This is a genomic window from Streptomyces sp. NRRL S-646, assembly GCF_000720765.1.
Lineage (GTDB): Bacteria > Actinomycetota > Actinomycetes > Streptomycetales > Streptomycetaceae > Streptomyces.
Map to the genome: position 1 here is coordinate 299,073 of NZ_JODC01000011.1, position 17,418 is coordinate 316,490.

20 protein-coding genes are annotated in these 17,418 nt (G+C 71.0%); 10 read left to right on the plus strand and 10 right to left on the minus strand.

Going from position 1 to position 17,418, the window contains the following annotated elements; genetic code table 11:
- Positions 1-181: 181 nt before the first annotated feature.
- A complete protein-coding gene (locus IH68_RS0130035; RefSeq protein ID WP_051833797.1) occupies positions 182-982 on the plus strand; it encodes an SDR family oxidoreductase in 801 nt (266 codons plus the stop codon).
- A 72-nt stretch (positions 983-1,054) separates the two neighbouring features.
- Here the strand turns inward: IH68_RS0130035 and IH68_RS0130040 are convergent, their stop codons facing one another.
- Positions 1,055-1,516: a nuclear transport factor 2 family protein gene (locus tag IH68_RS0130040; RefSeq protein WP_030941207.1), complete on the minus strand. Its 462-nt coding sequence runs from the start codon at positions 1,514-1,516 to the stop codon at positions 1,055-1,057.
- Between the two features lie 99 nt (positions 1,517-1,615).
- Positions 1,616-3,190, minus strand: a complete 1,575-nt coding sequence (locus IH68_RS0130045; RefSeq protein ID WP_030941209.1) for an MFS transporter — start codon at positions 3,188-3,190, stop codon at positions 1,616-1,618.
- A gap of 275 nt (positions 3,191-3,465) precedes the next feature.
- Here IH68_RS0130045 and IH68_RS0130050 point away from each other — a divergent pair, with 275 nt between their 5' ends.
- Entirely contained in the window at positions 3,466-5,037 is a 1,572-nt protein-coding gene (locus IH68_RS0130050; RefSeq protein ID WP_051833799.1) for an FAD-dependent monooxygenase, read from the plus strand.
- Between the two features lie 390 nt (positions 5,038-5,427).
- Here IH68_RS0130050 and IH68_RS0130055 read toward each other — a convergent pair whose 3' ends face one another.
- From IH68_RS0130055 to IH68_RS0130075, 5 genes are all read right to left on the minus strand, one after another.
- The gene (locus tag IH68_RS0130055) at positions 5,428-6,099 is read right to left on the minus strand and encodes a response regulator transcription factor (RefSeq protein ID WP_030941213.1); all 672 of its coding nucleotides are present in this window, start codon (positions 6,097-6,099) and stop codon (positions 5,428-5,430) included.
- The gene (locus tag IH68_RS0130060) at positions 6,092-6,709 is read right to left on the minus strand and encodes a sensor histidine kinase (protein ID WP_030941216.1); all 618 of its coding nucleotides are present in this window, start codon (positions 6,707-6,709) and stop codon (positions 6,092-6,094) included. The genes IH68_RS0130055 and IH68_RS0130060 overlap by 8 nt, the downstream gene beginning before the upstream one ends.
- A gap of 199 nt (positions 6,710-6,908) precedes the next feature.
- Positions 6,909-7,502: a TetR family transcriptional regulator gene (locus IH68_RS0130065; protein ID WP_051833800.1), complete on the minus strand. Its 594-nt coding sequence runs from the start codon at positions 7,500-7,502 to the stop codon at positions 6,909-6,911.
- Between the two features lie 235 nt (positions 7,503-7,737).
- Positions 7,738-8,679, minus strand: a complete 942-nt coding sequence (locus IH68_RS0130070; RefSeq protein ID WP_030941221.1) for an NAD-dependent epimerase/dehydratase family protein — start codon at positions 8,677-8,679, stop codon at positions 7,738-7,740.
- Complete coding sequence (locus IH68_RS0130075) at positions 8,676-9,302, minus strand: ScbR family autoregulator-binding transcription factor (protein WP_030941224.1); 627 nt, start codon at positions 9,300-9,302, stop codon at positions 8,676-8,678. Before IH68_RS0130075 ends, IH68_RS0130070 begins: the two co-directional genes overlap by 4 nt.
- Positions 9,303-9,571: 269 nt before the next feature.
- Here IH68_RS0130075 and IH68_RS0130080 point away from each other — a divergent pair, with 269 nt between their 5' ends.
- Positions 9,572-10,507, plus strand: a complete 936-nt coding sequence (locus IH68_RS0130080; protein WP_234341671.1) for a ScbA/BarX family gamma-butyrolactone biosynthesis protein — start codon at positions 9,572-9,574, stop codon at positions 10,505-10,507.
- Here IH68_RS0130080 and IH68_RS0130085 read toward each other — a convergent pair.
- Positions 10,479-11,207, minus strand: a complete 729-nt coding sequence (locus IH68_RS0130085; protein ID WP_063763556.1) for a class I SAM-dependent methyltransferase — start codon at positions 11,205-11,207, stop codon at positions 10,479-10,481. The genes IH68_RS0130080 and IH68_RS0130085 overlap by 29 nt on opposite strands.
- Positions 11,208-11,293: 86 nt before the next feature.
- Here IH68_RS0130085 and IH68_RS0130090 point away from each other — a divergent pair, with 86 nt between their 5' ends.
- Positions 11,294-11,710 (plus strand): DUF3592 domain-containing protein, encoded by a 417-nt coding sequence (locus IH68_RS0130090; protein ID WP_078912660.1) that lies wholly within the window; start codon positions 11,294-11,296, stop codon positions 11,708-11,710.
- A gap of 20 nt (positions 11,711-11,730) precedes the next feature.
- Here IH68_RS0130090 and IH68_RS0130095 read toward each other — a convergent pair whose 3' ends face one another.
- Complete coding sequence (locus IH68_RS0130095; RefSeq protein ID WP_030941233.1) at positions 11,731-12,120, minus strand: hypothetical protein; 390 nt, start codon at positions 12,118-12,120, stop codon at positions 11,731-11,733.
- A gap of 115 nt (positions 12,121-12,235) precedes the next feature.
- Between IH68_RS0130095 and IH68_RS0130100 the strand changes: the two genes are divergently transcribed.
- The gene (locus IH68_RS0130100; protein WP_030941235.1) at positions 12,236-13,075 is read left to right on the plus strand and encodes a helix-turn-helix domain-containing protein; all 840 of its coding nucleotides are present in this window, start codon (positions 12,236-12,238) and stop codon (positions 13,073-13,075) included.
- Positions 13,059-13,319: a DUF397 domain-containing protein gene (locus tag IH68_RS0130105; protein WP_030941237.1), complete on the plus strand. Its 261-nt coding sequence runs from the start codon at positions 13,059-13,061 to the stop codon at positions 13,317-13,319. Before IH68_RS0130100 ends, IH68_RS0130105 begins: the two co-directional genes overlap by 17 nt.
- Here IH68_RS0130105 and IH68_RS0130110 read toward each other — a convergent pair.
- Positions 13,316-13,819, minus strand: a complete 504-nt coding sequence (locus IH68_RS0130110; RefSeq protein WP_030941240.1) for a DUF1269 domain-containing protein — start codon at positions 13,817-13,819, stop codon at positions 13,316-13,318. The genes IH68_RS0130105 and IH68_RS0130110 overlap by 4 nt on opposite strands.
- Positions 13,820-14,028: 209 nt before the next feature.
- On the opposite strand from IH68_RS0130110, the gene IH68_RS0130115 reads away from it, so the two are divergent.
- From IH68_RS0130115 to IH68_RS0130130, 4 genes are all read left to right on the plus strand, one after another.
- A complete protein-coding gene (locus tag IH68_RS0130115) occupies positions 14,029-15,003 on the plus strand; it encodes an ankyrin repeat domain-containing protein (RefSeq protein WP_030941242.1) in 975 nt (324 codons plus the stop codon).
- Positions 15,004-15,225: 222 nt separating this feature from the next.
- The gene (locus IH68_RS0130120; protein ID WP_199931942.1) at positions 15,226-16,110 is read left to right on the plus strand and encodes a hypothetical protein; all 885 of its coding nucleotides are present in this window, start codon (positions 15,226-15,228) and stop codon (positions 16,108-16,110) included.
- Between the two features lie 59 nt (positions 16,111-16,169).
- Complete coding sequence (locus IH68_RS0130125; protein WP_234341672.1) at positions 16,170-16,841, plus strand: Uma2 family endonuclease; 672 nt, start codon at positions 16,170-16,172, stop codon at positions 16,839-16,841.
- 5 nt (positions 16,842-16,846) lie between these two features.
- Positions 16,847-17,416 carry a hypothetical protein gene (locus IH68_RS0130130; RefSeq protein WP_030941248.1) on the plus strand — a complete coding sequence of 190 codons (570 nt, stop codon included), beginning with the start codon at positions 16,847-16,849 and terminating at the stop codon, positions 17,414-17,416.
- Positions 17,417-17,418 lie beyond the last annotated feature (2 nt).

A 17,418-nucleotide genomic window follows, 5' to 3' on the forward strand; every position in this document is an offset into this window, starting at 1 on the left:
TCCATCAGGACCCGGCTACCCGGTTCTGCTTCCGGAAACGCGACCGCCCGTCCATCCCCCGCCCGGGCGCCCGCGACCGGCGGACTCCCTCCCCGCGCCTCAGAGCCTGTGCATACGACGACGACCGCCGGCCCCTGCCGTGCGGTCGTCGCCTGTCTGCTCGCAATCCATGTCATCACCCATGTCGCAGTCCCTGGAGGGCACCATCGTGAGCACAGCTGTTTCCCCCGCTCGTTTCCGAGGCCGGGTCGCCCTGGTCACCGGGGCGAGCCGGGGCATCGGGTACGCCGTCGCCGAGCGCCTGGTCGCCGAGGGCGCCAGGGTCTGCGTCACCGCCCGCTCGGCCGGCCCGCTGGCGGAGGCGGTCGAGCGCCTCGGCGGTCCCCGCCACGCCGTGGGCGTGGCCGGCAAGGCGGACGACGACGCCCACCGGGCCGAGGCCGTCGAGCGGACGGTGGCGGCCTTCGGGCGGCTGGACGTCCTGGTCAACAACACGGGAATCAACCCGGTGTTCGGCCCGGTCCTCGATCTGACGGAGTCCGCCTGGCGCAAGGTGTTCGACGTCAATGTGCTGGCGGCGCTGGGCTGGCTGCGCCGCGCCCGCGAGGCGTGGATGGGCGAGCACGGCGGCAGCGTGGTGAACATGACGGCCGTGGCCGGGCTGAAGCCCGCGTCCGGGATCGGCGTCTACGGTGCCAGCAAGGCCGCGCTGATCCACCTCACCGAGCAGCTGGGCCAGGAGCTCGGCCCGCACATCCGCGTCAACTCGGTGGCCCCCGCCGTCGTGAAGACCCGCTTCGCGTCGAAGCTCTACGAGGACCGCGAGCAGCAGCTCACCGCGGACTACGCGCTGCGGCGCCTCGGCACCCCCGAGGACATCGCGGCGGCGGTCGCGTACCTGGCCTCGGACGACGCCTCCTGGGTGACCGGCCAGACCCTGGTCGTCGACGGCGGGCTGACCACGGTGGGCGGCGGCATCTGAACCGGTCCTGCGTGCATACGACTTCGGGCCCTTCCCCAGTGGGGAAGGGCCCGAGTCGTGTCCGGGCGGGGGTCAGACCCCGCGGCGCGAGCCGTCCTGGTTGATCGGGGACCACCACAGGGCCGAGGTCGAGCCGCCGTCACCGAGGATGACCCCGCGGCCCTCCACGATGCGGCCGTCCCGCCAGCGCAGGAAGTGCAGCGCCGTCACGTCGAGCAGGTCGTACGGCGAGGTGCTGTCCTCCGGCGCGCCCGCCCGCAGCGCCCGGTTGGTGTTGACGTCGACCGAGTACCCGTCCTCGGCGTTGACCATGATGGTCACGTTCTCGGCGGTGTAGGTGCCTCCGGACAGCTCGCCCACGGTCTTGAGGAACCCGAGGAAGCTGTCCAGCCCCTCGTGCCGGCCGGCGTGCGCGTGGTTGCCGGGTATCTCGAAGGTGACGTCCTCGTCCCAGTACTCCAGCATGGCCTGGCGGTCTCCCGACGCCAGGGCGCCGAAGGCCTCACGGACTCGTTCGACGGTCAGCTCGCTCATGATGTTCTCCCTCGTTCGTTGTTCTGCAGGTGGGTGGGAACAGGCGGCTGCCGGGGCGGCCGGCTGTCCCGGCAGCCGCCCCGGCAACCTGTCGGTGCGTCAGGCCGCGACCTTGTCCGGCTCGGCCTGCGGTGCGGCCTCGGCCGCGGGTGCCGTCTGACGGGACTTGGCGCCGACGGCCGCGACGAGCACCGTCGCGGCGGCGCAGAAGCCGGCCATGATCCACAGGGCGGTGTGCAGACCGCCGGTGTAGGCCGACGTGGCGACCTGGTGGAAGGCGGTGCGCGCGCTCGCCGGCACGGTGGACTCCGGCCCGGACAGCTGCCCCTGGTTCAGCGCGTTGGCCAGCGCGTCCGGCTTCCCGCCGTACGGGCCGCCGAAGGCGTCGAGCTTGCTGCCGATCTCCACCCGGGTGAAGTTGACGAGCAGTGAGCCGACCACCGCGATGCCGGTGGCCTCGCCCGCCAGCCGCATGGTGTTGAACATGCCCGCGGCCATCCCGGCCCGCTCCGGCTCGACGCTGGAGACCGCCGCGCCGTCCATCACGCCGAAGGAGACGCCGATCCCGATGCCGATCACCGCGTACGGGCCCAGCGCGGCCCAGTTGCCGATGCCGGGGTGCACCACCGTCAGCCAGGCCGTGCCGATCGCGGTCAGGCCCACCGAGGCGGTGACCATGTGCCGCACCGGGATCCAGCGCAGCAGATACCCGGTGATCAGCGGGAAGAAGATGGTCGGCACGGTGAGCATCAGCATGTCGACGCCGGCGTGCATGGTGGTCTGGCCGTTGACGGCGGTGAGGTAGCTGGGCAGGTAGACCAGCAGCGGGGTGAAGGCCAGGACCAGGGCGACCACGCCGACGCACAGCGACACGAACTGCGGCTGCCGGAACAGGCCCAGGTCGAACATCGGCCGCTCCTGCCGCTTCTCCACCACGACGAACAGGGCGAAGAGCACGGCGCAGGCGACGTACATGACCACGTTGAAGGCGGAGGTCCAGCCGAGCGCTGAGCCCTCGATCAGGGCGGCGATCAGCGCGGTCAGTGCGCCGCTGAAGGTGATGGTCCCGGCCCAGTCGACACGGCCCGCCTGCGGGTCGCGGGACTCGGGCAGCCGGGTGGCGAGGACGAGCACCAGCGCGCCCGCGATCGCGGGGACCAGGAAGACGGACCGCCAGCCGAAGTTGGTGGACAGGGCACCGGCGATGAACGGTCCGAAGGCCATGCCCACGCCCACGGTGGTGCCGAAGACGCCGAACGCCTTTGCCCGGGCGGGCCCGTCGAAGACCTGGGCGAGCGTGGCGCTGCCGGACGTCAGCACGGCGGCCGCGCCGACACCGGCGACGACCCGCGAGGCGTCCAGCAGCGCGATGTTGCCGGCCAGCGCGGAGACCAGCGAGCACAGCGTGAAGACGGCGGTGCCCAGGACGAAGACCTTGCGGCGCCCGAACCGGTCGGCGAAGGCGCCGGAGGCGAGCATGAAGCCGGCGAAGGTCAGGTCGTAGCCGTTCACGATCCACTCGTCGGCGGCCAGGCTGCTGTGGAAGTCGGCGGCGACACCGGGTATGGCCACGGACGCGCCGGTCAGCGAGATCGGCAGCAGCAGCGATGCGAGCACCACGGTGACGAGACTTACGACGGGACTGCGGGACGTATTCGGGGACGGATCCCTCATGATTCTCTTCCTCCAGAAAAACTGCCGGTGTCCATGGCAATTCCACGCTAGGGACCGGGAATGGGGTCCGTACATTCCCCTTGTGGTCCGGCGAGTGTTTCCTTAGAGGCACGCTCCAGCATCCGCCCAGGTCAGAGTGTCACTTTCGTTTCCCGGTAGCGGCACGTTCGGACAATATCCGCACTTTATCCGGAGCTGCGGAACTAGCGTCCGTAATTGCCCGCGCCCCGCGCCCATCGGCCGGTGCGAGTATCCGAAATGCTGGGAGAGCGCACATGTCCAAGGTCAACCCCGTCCTGGTGGTCGGCGCCGGGCCGATCGGCCTGGTGATCGCCTGTGAACTGCTCGGTCAGGGCGTCCCCGTCCGGATCGTCGACGCCGAACGCGACCACTCGGCCCACTCCAGGGCCACCACCATCTGGCCACGCCCGCTCGAACTCCTGCGCAGGATCGGCGTTGCGGACCGCCTGGTCGACAGCGGGCACCGTATCCAGGGCGTGGCGTACTACTCGGACCGCCGTCATCTCGCGACGGCCTGGCTGAACCGCCTGGAGGACACCCCGTACCCCTTCGCCGTCGGCCTGCCCCAGGACCGCACCGAGGAACTGCTGGAGCAGCGTCTGTCGGAGCTCGGCGGCAAGGTCGAGCGCGGGGTGCGGCTTGAGACGCTGGACGCGACCGGGACGCGCGCCCGTGCGGTGCTCGCCCTGCCCGACGGCCTCACCGAGGAGATCGAGGCGGACTGGGTCGTCGGCGCCGACGGCGCGCACAGCACGGTGCGCAAGGAGCTGGGCCTCGGCTTCGAGGGCTCCAAACTGCCCATCAACTTCGCCATCACCGACGCCGAGTTGTCCGGAGAGATACCGGCGGACCTGGTGAGCTACTGCTACACGGCACAGGGCGGCCTGGGGCTCGCCCCGGTCTCCCCCGGCGTCCACCGCATCGCCGTCGCGGTGCCGCCCGAGATGGCCCAGGCCACGCCCACCCGCGCGTTCTTCCAGCAGGTGGTGTCCGACCGCGCGCCCGGTGGCGTCGAGGTGGGCGAGCTGCGCTTCAGCACGGTCTTCCAGGTCCACGTCCGCAGCGCGCCGAGCTTCCGCAGCGGCCGGGCCTTCCTCGCGGGCGACGCCGCCCACCTCATGAGTCCGGCGGGCGGGCAGGGCATGAACACCGGCCTGCTGGACGCAGCGAACCTGGGCTGGAAGCTGGCGGGCGTCCTGCGCGGCACCCTCGACGAGGCCATTCTCGACAGCTACGACGCCGAGCGGCGCCCCGCGGTGCACACGGTGACCCGTTCCACCTCCCTGCAGACCCGCTGGGGAGCCCTGACCAGGCCCGCCCAACTCGCGCTGCGCGACACGGCGGTACGGGCCGCGGGCCGCACCGGCGTCCTGCAGCGGACCCTGGCGCCGGCCATCGGCCAGCTCACGTCGGGCTACCGCGGCCCCACCGCACGGAGGACCTCCCCCGCGGGGGCGAAGGCCGTCCCCGGGGACCGGCTGCCCGTCCTGCTCGGCGAGGAACCGGTCCGCACCGGGGCGCCCTGGACCCGGATCACCGGCCGCTCGTACGCCGTACTGCTGCACCCCGGCCGCACCAGGCCGGCCGACTGGCGCAGGACCTGCGCGGCGATCCGCGCGGCCGTCGGCGACGAGGCCGAGGTGGTCGAGGCCCCCAGCCGCCCTCGGGGCCCGCTCGCCACCGCGCTCGGCCGCCACCCCGTCGCGGCGATCGTCCGCCCCGACGGCCACCTCCACACCACCCTGACCGACCTGAGCCCCACCACAATCCTGACCACCCTCACCCGAGCCCGCCGGGAGGCCCTCCCCAACACCGGACCCGCCTGACCCCCACCACCTCGCCGACGACCAGACCGAGGCAGTCGAGGCCCCGCCGCCCGCGGGGCCCCCTCGCCACTCGGCCGCCACCCCGCCGCGGCGGCCACCAACCCCTGCCCGACACCGGGCCCGCCTGACGGGCGCCGGCCCCGAGGGGCCGTCAGCCCCTCACGCCGCACAAGCGGACAGCGGCACGCAAACGGCCCTTGCCGACAACGGGCAGGGGACGCAAGGCACTTCACCCCCATCGCCCCACTGCCGGACGCCGACAGCACCGCCCCACCCCGCCCCCCAACCAGCAGGCGCCAAGGCGGACAACTCATCACCGGCTCCCCACACACGCCAACGGCCCCCGCCTCACAACCGGCAGGGGGCCGCAGCACGCAGTACGTCGACGAGTCACCCGGCCATCGGCAGGGAGTGCTTGCTCTGCGGGCGGATGAGCTGGAGTGCCGCCGCCTTGTTCACCGCGTCGAGGCGGGAGACCGCGTCGAGCTTGTCGAAGATCTTCCTCAGATGGCGCTTGACGGTGCCCTCGGTGATGCCGAGGCGGGCGCCGATCTGCCGGTTGCTCAGAGCCTCGGCCACCAGGGTGAGCACCTCCGTCTCGCGCTCGGAGATGACGGCGGCCCGCCGGCCGGCTCCCTCGGCGGCGGCGAGCGACGGCATCGACACCGTGACCACGGTGCGCCCACTGCCGGGCCGCTCCCGGATGGCCGCGAGCAGGGACTGGCGGCTGGCACTCTTGTGGAGATAACCGCGCACTCCGAGCGCGAGCAGCCCGCGCACGAGCGCCGGGTGGTCGTCCATGCTCAGGACGATGATCCGCAGCCCCGGCCGGCGCTCCAGAAGCCGGCGCACGGTGGCTCCCGGGTCCTCGTTGTACGGCATCTGCACATCGATCAGCGCGACGTCGGGCCGCAGCTCCGCGGCGGCCCGCACGGCCGCACGGGCGTCGCCGACCTCCGCGACCACCTCGATGTCGGGCTCGCTCTGCAGGAGTTCGACCATCGCCTCGCGCAGCAGGGTGTGGTCGTCGGCGACGAGTATGCGGGTCGGGGTGTCAGACATGGCGGGTGTTCCTCTCCTTGACCGGAACCCAGAGCGTGATCCGGGTGCCGCGCCTGAGTGCGCTGGTGACCGTGGTGACGCCGCCGGCTGCCTGGATCCGCTCCTGCATGCCGAGCAGCCCGTTGGTCGAACCGCGTTCGCCGACCCCGGCGGGGTCGAAGCCGTCCCCGTCGTCGGCCACCGAGGCGTGCAGTTCGTCGGCATCCCAGGCGATGTGGACGGCGACGTGCCGGGCGTGCGCGTGGGCCACGGCGTTGCGCATCGCCTCGCGGACCGCGAGGAACACGGCGTCCGCCACCGTGGCCGGCAGCAGACCGTCCACGCCGTCGACCCGCAGGTCCACCCTCGGCTCACTGATCTCCATGGCCTGTACGAAGCCGCGCAGTGCGTCCTCGATCGAGAAGGCAGCGACCGTCGGCGGCGAGTCCCGCAGCACCGAGGTCACCTGCCGGGTCGCGCACAGCACGTCCACCACGGCGGCCCGTACCTGCTGCAGACGGGCTGCGGCCTCCGGGTCGGACCCCACCGCCGTGGTCTCCAGCATGTCCAGACGGCGCAGTGCCAGCGCCAGTCCGCTGCCGATCCGGTCGTGCACCTCCCGTGCGAGCATCTTGCAGACATCCGTCTGCGCCGACTGTGCTGTCCCTGCTGTCTCTGTATCCCTCACCGGGTCCTCGCTCTCCCCCGTACGGTCTCCTGGCCGAGTAGGCCCTACCCCAAGAAGAATATAGAGAGCTCTCTTTTTTTCTAGTCAGATCGAGCCCGATCGAGTACATAGATGGCAAAGAAAACAGAGCACTCTCTTTGCTTTAGGCGGCGGCCGCGGCGATGCCGTGACAGACGAAGGGCCACAGGCGCGACATGGCGCCCGCCGCACCCCTGAACCGCTCCTGCCCCGGCGCGGTGCGCGGGTGCACCTCGACAGCGGTGAGCAGGTACGTCACCAGTCCCGCCACCGCGGGCGGCCGGACTCCGTGCCGCAGCTCCCCCGCAGCCTCCGCCTCCTCGAGCAACTGCGACAGCGTCGGCATCCAGGAGGAGTGCCAGGCCGGGACGATGTCCGGCCGCTCCCGCGCGAGCAGCGAGGCGGCACGCACGACGACGTCCTCGTCCAGGAGCCGGGCGAGCGCCTGCAGCAGCACCCCTACGGCCCGCAGCGGGGACGCCTGCCCGGCGGCGGCGGACACGGTCTGCTTGCCGGCAACGCTCGCGGCGCGTTCGACCACGGCTTCGGCAAGTTCGCTCTTGCTGGCGAAATGAAAGGTCAGCGCCCCCATGGAGACCTGCGCGGACCTGCTGATCGCGACCAGGGTGGCCCCGTTGTAGCCCTTGTCGTCCACGACATCGGCCGCGGCCCTGATGAGAGCTTCGCGCGTGCGCTCCGCCCTGGCCTGCACTGCCATGCATCCTCCAAAGTTCCGAGGCCGACCGGCCGCCCCGCGGTCGGCACCGGCCGGAGCGTGGACGTAAATAAAAGAGATCTCTCTATATTATTCCGACAGTAGCGACCGCTTCGCAACAGGCGGAATGAGCCACTCCACCACCGGTCGCACGACGGGGACCAGGAGCGAGAACAGGCCCCCCTGCCTCACCGAGACAGAGGGGCCTGAGGGAGTCGCCCTGGCGCCAGGACCGGCCCTAGGAGGTACCCAGTCGCTCGAGCGGGCCCGGGCCCGGGTCGGTGGCGAGCAGTTCCCAGATCAGGTCACTGCGGTAGTAGTGGTCCCGGCCCAGCAGCTCCAACTGCCGTTGCCCCCAACGACCTTGCGTATGCGCCAGCAGCGCGGTGCACTGCGCCCAGTCGGCGTCGCCGCGCGCGGGCTCGGCGAGACCGTGTCCGGCCAGGACCCGTCTGAGGCGACCGCTCGCCACCGGGACGGGATGAGCCGCGTGATGCACCCCCCGCACCGGCATGTCCACGGTGACGGCGGCCGCGGCCAGCCGCGCCAGGTCGTCCACGTCCACGAGGGACAGCAGCCCCGTGCCACCGTCCCACTCGGGCGGAACGCGCCGGGTCAGTTCGGCGAAGGCCGGCCCCACCCAGCGGTCCCCCTCGCCGAGCACCAGACCCGGCCGCAGCACGAGCGCACCGGCCGCCAGGGCCGGCCCTTCGGCGGCGAGGCGGCTGCGGCTGGCCTCGGACACGGGCTCCGCGTCGACCTCGTCGACGTCGATCCCGCGGTGCGGGCCGGCGCCGTAGACGGCGGCCGTGGAGAAGTGGACTATCCGGTCGACCCCGGCCTCCCGGGCGGCCGCCATGACGGCAGCGGTCCCGTCGAGGTTCACCGACCAGGCCTGCCGGGCATCGGAACCGACGTAGGAGACGGCGTGCACGACGGCGTCGGCGCCCTTGAAAGCAGCGTGCAGTGACGCCGCGTCAGTGACATCGGCCCGAACCCGCTCCACCGTGCCCTCGCCCGGCGCTTCGGCACCCGCGCCGCGGGCCAGTGCACGCACCCGCAGCGGCCCTCCGCCGGGAGCCGTGCAGACGGCCAGCCGGCGCACCACCGCGGAGCCGATGAAGCCCGTGGAGCCCGTCACCGCGACGGTCCAGGGCCTCGCCTCGCCGTCCGGGCTCACTGCGCCGCCTCCGGTCCCCGCATCCCGAAGTCGAGCTTGCCGATCACGTCGGGCGTGGCGACGGCGGGCAGGAAGTACCGCCACAGTTCGACGATCCTCTCCCGGAGGTCCTCGTGGCCGGTGCTGATCCGGGACAGCAGCTGGGTTCCGCTGTAGGCGGCCACCAGCACGCGGGCGAACCCGGCGGGGTCCACGCCCTCGCGCAGCTCGCCGAGCGCGTCGGCGACGATGAGCTCCTCCTTGAACCGGGTGATCCACAGCTGGTAGGCGGTGTCGTCCTGGATGCCGAAGGCGCCCTGCTCGACGGCCAGCCGCACACCGGCCCGCAGCAGGACGTTGCTCCGCAGCTCCTGGGCCAGTTCGAGGGTGAGGTCGACCAGGCGCTGGAGTCCGCTGCGCCCGACCAGCTCCGGCAGGTCGGCGGCCTGTTCGGCCATGACCGCCCTGGCCACGCCCTCCTTGGAGCCGAAGTGGAAGTACAGGGCCCCCATGGTGGACCCGGCCCGCTTGATGATCTTCGTGGTGCTCGTGCCGGCGTACCCCGCGAGGTCGAACTCCTCGGCGGCCGCCTTGATGAGAGCCGCCCTTGTCCGCACGGCACGCTCCTGCTGAGGCTGCGCCACTGGACCTCCTTGCCAAATAAACAGAGCACTCTCTTGGTTAGAACAGGCACCAGGTTACGCACGGGCCTTCAGGGGTGTCCAGTGCACCGGTCAGCCCCTCCGTTCGCCCACGAAACGACCTCGATCCGGAAGCCGTTGCCCCACATGGCTTGATCGGTCCATGAGTGACCCTTTACCGGGCCTTGAGCCAAACAAACAGAGCACTCTTTATGTTTATGGGGCTGCGGCTGCCAGCCGCAGCGCTCACATACGTCTCAGGGGGATTCCGTATGTCCAGCACCATCCAGCACGTCCACGCCACCGCCCCGACCTGGGTGCCGGTGACCCAGGAGCAGGTGCACAAGCTCACCGCCTCGGAAGTACTGCTGACTCAGTGGTGCCAGAACGGGAACGACGTCTTCACCGTCCACGCCGACTGGCCGCAGGACCACGCCTTCTACGGACCGCAGCACGGCCTGCACGACCCCATGCTGCTCGCCGAGTCGATCCGCCAGTGCATACCGCTGCTCAGCCACGCCGCCTACGACGCCCCGGCGGGGCACCGCCAGGCATGGAGCCACTTCAGCTTCGCTCTGACTCCCGCCGCACTGGCCACCACCGCCGGTACGACCGCGGTCGAACTCCGCGTCAGCTGCCACGAAGTCGTCCGGCGCATGGGCCGTCTGGCCTCCATGCTGATGAAGGTCGACGTGATCCGGGACGGTGTCCAGGTGGGCACCGCCCAGACCCGGTTCGCCAACACCGCCCCCGCGCTCTACCAACGCCTGCGGGGCACCTACGCCGACCTCGACGCCTCGATCGCCCGCGCGCTGCCCCTGCCCCCACCGGCCGCACCCGCCCAGGTCGCCCGCGAGGACTTCGCCGACGTCGTCCTCTCGCCGACCGACTCGCCGCGCCGCCACCAGCTGCGCGTCGACCTCAACCACCCCGTGCTCTTCGACCACCCCGTCGACCACGCCCCCGGCATGCTGCTCCTCGAAGCGGCACGCCAGGCCAGCCACACGGCGGTGCAGCCGCCGGCCGCGATGCTCTCCATGGATGTGGTCTTCGCCCGTTACGCCGAGCTCGACGCCCCCTGCTGGATCCACACCGACCCGTTCCCGACGGACCAGCCCGGTCAGCACCGGGTCCTGATCACCGCCGTACAGAACGACGTCTGCGTCTTCTCCAGCATCATCACGCTCCTGAGCGTCCCGCAGGACTGATCCTTCCCGGCCCGGCGCACGCCCCGCGGACCCCATCGGCCCGCGGGGCACGCGCAACCAGCGTGTACCGCCAGAAGAGACGGCGGCGCAGGCGGGCGCCGGGCAGGACCCGTCGGGCTTCGCGCACGATTTCGGCGTACGTGACGTCCGCGGGCCGCGTCACGGCGGTCATGGAGGGGGGCCGGGCCGCGGTACGGCCGCGGTTCTTCAGCCACCCGGTGGCGGCGTTGAGCGGAATCGACGCGTAGCTCAGCAGGCGGTCGCCGAAGGTCTCCTCCCGGGCAAGCCCGACGACCAACAGCGTGCCGCCGGGCGCGAGTTGCTGCCGGAAGCGCGTGAGCGCCTCGGCGAGCGGCAGGTGATGAAGAACGGCGACGCAGGTGATGACGTCGTACGGCCCCGGAGGCAGCCCACCTGGCGCGTCGGCGACGGAGTAGGTGACGTGGCCGTACCGATCGCCGCTCAACTCCCTCGCCCTGCCCACGATCCCCGGATCCGAGTCGACCCCGTGCACTTCCCTCGCCCGCCCCGCCAGCAGCCGCACCAGGTCACCGGTCCCGCAGCCCACGTCGAGAGCACGGCCGAAGCTGCCGGGCAACTGCCGTATCAGCCACGGGTGGTAGTGGGCGTTGTGGTCCCAGGGGTGCGCGGAGTTGAAGCGTTCGAGGGCATGGAGTGCGCGGGGTGTGAGGATCTTCATGCGGCCAGTTCACCAAAGTGCGGCCCCGTTGAGCGCTGAAGTAGCGTGCGGCGACAGGTCCGGGCGACGAGGAGTCACAGGTTTTCATGGGTGGGTTGATCGGGGCGGGTGTTCCGCTGCTGCTCGGGACGGTGTTCATGACCGTCGGTGTCGTCGTGGGGCGTCGGGCACGCAGGCTGCGGCAGGAAGGGGCGCAGACCAGCGCGACGGTCGTCGGGTTCAAGACCCACCGCAACTTCGATTCGAACCGCACGATGTACCAGCCGGTGGTTCGGTGGGTGACCGGGGACGGTCAGACGGTGGAGACCGTGTCGTCGGTCGCGAGCAACTCGGTCGGCGACCTCCGCCCGGGCGCGGCCGTGACCGTCTTCTACGACCCGGACAACCCGAAGCGGATGCTCATCGACGGCCACGACGGCGGCGCCCTGGCTGTCGTCTTCTGCATCCTGGGTGCCGTGGGCCTGGCGGCCGCCCTGCTCGTCGCCTGGTTCACCCTCACCTGACGGGTCGCGGCGCCGGGCCCTCACGAAAGGCGAGCCTCCCGGTTACGGCTGCGCACCCGAGCCCGCAGCACCTCCTCCGGCGGCGCGGCCCCCACCGCCTCCGGTGGGCACTCCCACTCCCGCCCGCCGCCGACCGGCCGCAACTGCACCCGCCCACCGACATGCCCCATGACCTCACCGACCCGCCCGTCCCGCACATCGGTTGCGTACGCACCGACCGCCGGCCGCTCCCCCCGCAGCACGGACGCCAGCTTCTCCGCGGTACGGACATTGCAGCGGCCGAGGTCGACGAGCGCGAACGGCTCCTCGCTCGCGCCGGTCACGGGATCGACGCAGAGGGACGGCAGGGCCACCCCGACGCCCGTGAGGGCCTCCCGCAGGTTCTCGACGACTTCTTCGGTCGACCGCACGTCGCTCATACCTCCACGCTGAGTTTGCTGTTCGCAACACAGCGTGTCCGCAACGCCCCTAACCTGGCCATACGACACGTTCCAACAACGCCCGATGTCCGACAGGGAGTTGCACATGCCGGGACCCAAGGACCTCGATCCGTCGTCTTCGCCGCGGGCGTTGCTGGGCGCGGAGTTGCGTCACGCGCGCGAGAAGGTCGGACTGAGCCAGGACGAACTGGGGCTACGGCTGTTCGTGAGCGGCTCGTTCATCGGGCAGCTGGAGGCGGGGACTCGGCGGATGCAGCCGGAGTATGCGCGGTTGCTGGATGAGGAGTTGGGAACGGGGGGCTTCTTTCTGCGGAACTGCGGGGCGGCGGCCAAGTCGAAGTATGAGGAGCATTTCGCCGAGGCGGCGGAGGCCGAGGCGCAAGCCACGGCGATCAGGCAGTACGTGCCGCTCCTGATCCCCGGGCTGCTGCAGACACCCGCCTACGCACGGGCCGTGAACCGGGCGTACGACCCGACGACACCGGAGGAGACCGTCGAGGAGTGGACGGAAGGCCGGATGGAGCGGACTCGTCTACTGGACCACCCAACAAAGCCGTTGTTGTGGGTGGTACTTGACGAGGCGGCGCTGCGTCGGGAGACCGGCGACCGCGGGGTCATGGCAGAGGCCCTGCGTCACGTCGCAGGTCTGGGCCGCCGGAACCGGGTCATCATTCAGGTACTGCCGTTCAGCGCAGGTGCGCACGCGGCGATGCAGGGTGCCCTGAAGCTGATGGAGTTCAAGGACGCCCCACCGCTGGTCTACTACGAGGGCGTGGCCATCGGACGTCTGGAGGACGACCCCGCCACGGTCACCCAACAGAGGTTCAGGTTTGACCTCCTCGTGGCCTCCGCACTCTCGCAGGAGAAGTCCCTGGCCCTGATCGAGGCGTTGGCACAGGATTACGCCTATGAGGAACACCCCTGACTACGACCTGAGCACGGCCACCTGGCACAAGTCGAGCTACAGCCAAGGCGGTAGTGACTGCCTGGAAGTCGCCCGCTGGCGCAAGTCGACGTACAGCGGCGGCAGCGGTGGCAACTGCCTGGAAGTCACCGACGCCCACCCCGGCGTCGTCCCCGTCCGCGACTCCAAGAACCCCCTCGGCCCGAAGCTCGTGTTCCGAGCCGAGGCATGGGCCGCGTTCGTCGAGGGCGTGCGGGCCCGCTAACCAACCGTTGCCGCCTGATGGGCGTGCAGAGCGGAGCGGATCTCGTCCTCGTCCGCCTGGCTGAGTGAGGTGTGCAGGACCTCGCCGCCGAAGCGGGCGATACGCGGCAGCGCCTTGTCCGCGGTGGCGTCGTAGATCACCGCGATCACTGCGGCGTGCCCGGGTGCCAGGCGCTGGCCGAGGCTCTTGATGAACTGGGTCCGTTCGTCGTCCTCGGCCGTCGCGCCGACCGCTCCGCCGGCAGCGGCGCCGATGGCGGCGCCCAGCAGGGGCTGCAGGAGCAGCAGCCCGATCAGACCTCCCCACAGCGCACCGCCCATGGCACCGGAGGCGGCGGGATGGGGCTTGCCGGGGATCTTCACCTCACCGTTGTGGTCACGGGTGAGCAGCACCGCGTCGGCGACGTGCACCGTGTGTTCGGTGTGCAGGGCGCGCAGTTCGATGAGCGCCTGCTCGGCAACGGTCTCACTGGGGTACGCGACGGCGATCATGTCGGTCATCGGAGTTCCTCCTGGTCGGTGCGGAGTGGGGCGAGACGCGAACCGACGGCCTTGCGAGCGTTCCCGGCCTTCGATCCACAGCGCCTTGCGATGGCTTCATCATGGAGTTTGTCAACTGCTCAAGTCAAGCGACAAAGTCGAGTTACTGAATGTCAGTGGTGTCTGCGAAGGTGTGGGTACGGAGATCGACGAGCCGGAGGGGGCACGGGATGACGCGCACAGACGGCGGCGGCTGGGCCGGCATGGACTACCGGGGCTGGCAGGACCACGAGGACGTGCGGCGGCGCCTCGACGCGGGCGCCGATCCCGAGCGGTGGGGCGTCGGCGGCTCGCGCCCCCTGCACCGGGCTGCGCTGTTCGGCTCGCCCGAGGTCGTCGCGGAACTGGCCCGGCGCGTGGCGGACGCGGACGCGCTGGAGGGCGGGACGACGGCACTGTGGGAGGCGGTGGTGGCAGGCCGGTCGGACAACGCGCGAGCGCTGGTCGCCACCGGAGCCGACCCCGGGTGGGCCGGGCCCGGCGGCTGGACACCGGCCCGCCTGAGCCTCGCCGGGCCGGATCCCGACCTGTTCGCCGCCCTGCCCGAGGCTCAGCCCGGTCTGACGAAGGCCGAGCGCGCGGTGGCGGAGGAGGGCCGACGGCTCATCGCGGCCCTCGGCGACTTCTACGACGACGGCCTGGGGCTGGCGTGCGTGGCCGGGATCGACGCCGCGGAGGCGATACGCCGCCTGGAGGCCACCCCGGCCGACCCCGAGCTGATGGCCGAGCTGGAGGAGGAACCCTACGCCTACGACCTGGACGAGACGCTGAGGCTCGTGGGCGTGACGACCGTGCCCGGCGGATGCGTCGTCACCCAGCCGTGGGGATACGGCCCTTCGATGCCCGGCGTACACGCCCTCCTCTCCGCGGGCACCGCCTCCTACGGCCTGTACGCGAATCCCAAGAGCGGCAACCAGGGCAGCATCTACCGCGACGGCGTCTGCGAGGGCTGGGACCTGCACCCGGGCGGCGGCCCGGACGTCGGCGAGAGCTCTGAGGAGGTCCTGTTCTCGTACGTGTACTGCAACCAGGCGGTGGCCTACTCGCTCGCGTACGCCGGTCTGCGCCCGACCGGCGCCCGAGGGGTCGTCGGCCCGCCGGACCACTGGGTGGAATTGCCGGACCGCGACTACTGGGCGACCTGACGAACCCTCCCGAAGCTCAAGCCGCCAGCCCCGAGCCCCCTTTTCAAGGAATGACTGGAGGGCCTCAACCCGCCCTCCCACCCTGCGAGTTGACGTGACGCGTTCGGTTTGCCACGCAGAGTCACGATCGTCTAGCGTGCCCGCATAACGAACAGCCCCCGCCAGGTGCTACCAACACCTGCGGGGGCTTGACCTACAAGATCGAAGGACAAGTTCGATCCCATGGCTGATGCCCAGCTTAGTGCCGCCTCCCTGCCCGCGCACGCCTCCCCACACCCCGTGGCCAATCCGGGTTACGGAAAGCGCAGCGCCCCCGATCAACACCGCCGCACGGCCCACGACTTCGCCCACCTCCCACCCCGCGAAGCCGCCATCGCCGCGTACATCGACCGCCTCGCCGACGGTGCTGACATCTCCGTAAAGACGCTGGCCAAGCAGTTGCCGTACGGCCAGTGCGCCCTGCGAACCGCGCTCAACCGCCTTCAACAGGCGGGGCACTTGCAGCGCGGACGCGAGCGACTGCCCGGCACCGAGAACGTCCGCTGGATCACCCGATCGTGGTTCTCCCGCACCGCACGGGGCGATGACTGGTGGGCGGCCTTCACCCGGGGCGACGTACCGGAAGAACCGCCGGACCGGCCCCGCCGCACCCGTTCCCGCGCCCACATCCTCCTGGCCGCCCTCGGCCGTACGGCCCCCGCGCTCTCCCTCTCGCAGGCCGATTGCGCCGCCCTCGCCCCGCTGGTGGCGGAGTGGTTCACCCGCGGGGCCACCGAGGAGGTCGTACTCCACGCCCTGACCAGCGGCCTGCCCACCCCGGTCCACCATCCCGCGGCCCTGGTCCGCCGCCGCCTGACCGACAAGCTCCCGCCGGAGCGCCCTGCTCCGCGACCACCCCGCCGCTTCCTGGAGTGCGCCGAGTGCGGGGTCCCGGGCCGACCGGAGGCGCTCCCCGGGGGCGTGTGCAGCGGCTGTCGGAGCGAACGCGCCCCCGCACACCCCTCCGCACTACCGCCCGCCCCAGTGATCCACGCACGCGCAGCCGAGATCCGCGCTGCCATGTCACTGAAGCGACAAGAGAAACCACAAGAGAGAACACCCGTATGACCGCTCCTACGGTCCGACGACACCACCCCGGGGCACGATGGAGGGGAGGAGGCGACGCCATGACCCCCAGCACCGCTCAGCGCCCACAGATGTCCGTCGAGGACTTCGAGGAACTTGCCCGCAGGGCCCCGCGAAACGTGCGGCTCGAATTCATCAACGGGCGGGTCCGCACGAAGGCCCCACTCAGCGTCGAGGACTTCGAGGAGCTGGAGCATCGGTCGCCGGAGACCGTCCGGCTGGAGTACATCAACGGAAAACTAGAGGTCAAGGCGATGCCGGATGGCAAGCACCGTTCGATTTACATGTGGCTGGTGCGCCAGTTCCTGCTCCACCGCCCTGACCTTGATCTCGTACCCGAGTCCGGGGTCAAGGCTGAGGCATACCGGAAGGGTCGTGCCCGCACGGACGCGGCACTCGCCCCTGTGGATCACTTCGTTGAGCATGGCGAGTGGTCCGAGACCGACGGCATCCTGATGGCCCTGGAGATCACCTCCCACGACCGCGACACCGACCAACGCGACCGCATCGACAAGCCCATCGGCTACGCCGAAGCCGACATCCCCATCTACCTCCTCATCGACCGCGAGAACAACACCATCACCGTTTTCAGCGAGCCCAAAGACGGCCGGTACCAGCAGTCTCCCAGCTACGCGTGGGGCGCCACCGTCGAGATCCCTTCCCCCGTGAACATCACCCTGGATACCGAGAAACTCAAGGACTACGCAGACTGATACCCATGAACCACGCCCAACTGACCGCCCTGGGCCGAGCCCTCCGCCTCCTCGGCGAACACGGCGAGGCCCTCACCGGCGACACCCCCGACGGCAAGCTCCACGAGGTCAAGGCCGACCTCCGCCGCGCCCTGGACCTCCTCGACGAGAGCGTCACCGGCGCCGCGCCCGCCACCCGCTGCCCCGAGCACCCGAACGGCCCGGTCGACGAGAACGCCCACGACCTCTGCCTGCTCTGCGAGACCCGGCGCCGGGCGGCCCGCCGCGCCGAGTTCAACGGCGGCCCCGTGCCCCCGCACACCACCGAGACCGCCCCCTCCCGCTACGGCGTCAGCGCCGACCGCCCGCAGCCCCAGCAGCGCTGGCTGCCGGAGGCGTGGAACGGCCAGACCTGGCACCTGTGCGGGACGCCGAGGCGGGACCGGCGCGAGGCCGAGCTGTATCTGGCCGCTCAGCGCCGCGGGCCCCGCCCCGCGATGGCGTACCGGCTGGTGCACGAGTTCACCGACTACGAGGTGCTGCGCGTCTGGGGCACACCGGTGAAGGTCGACATCGAGCCGTTGGGAAACCTGTAGCC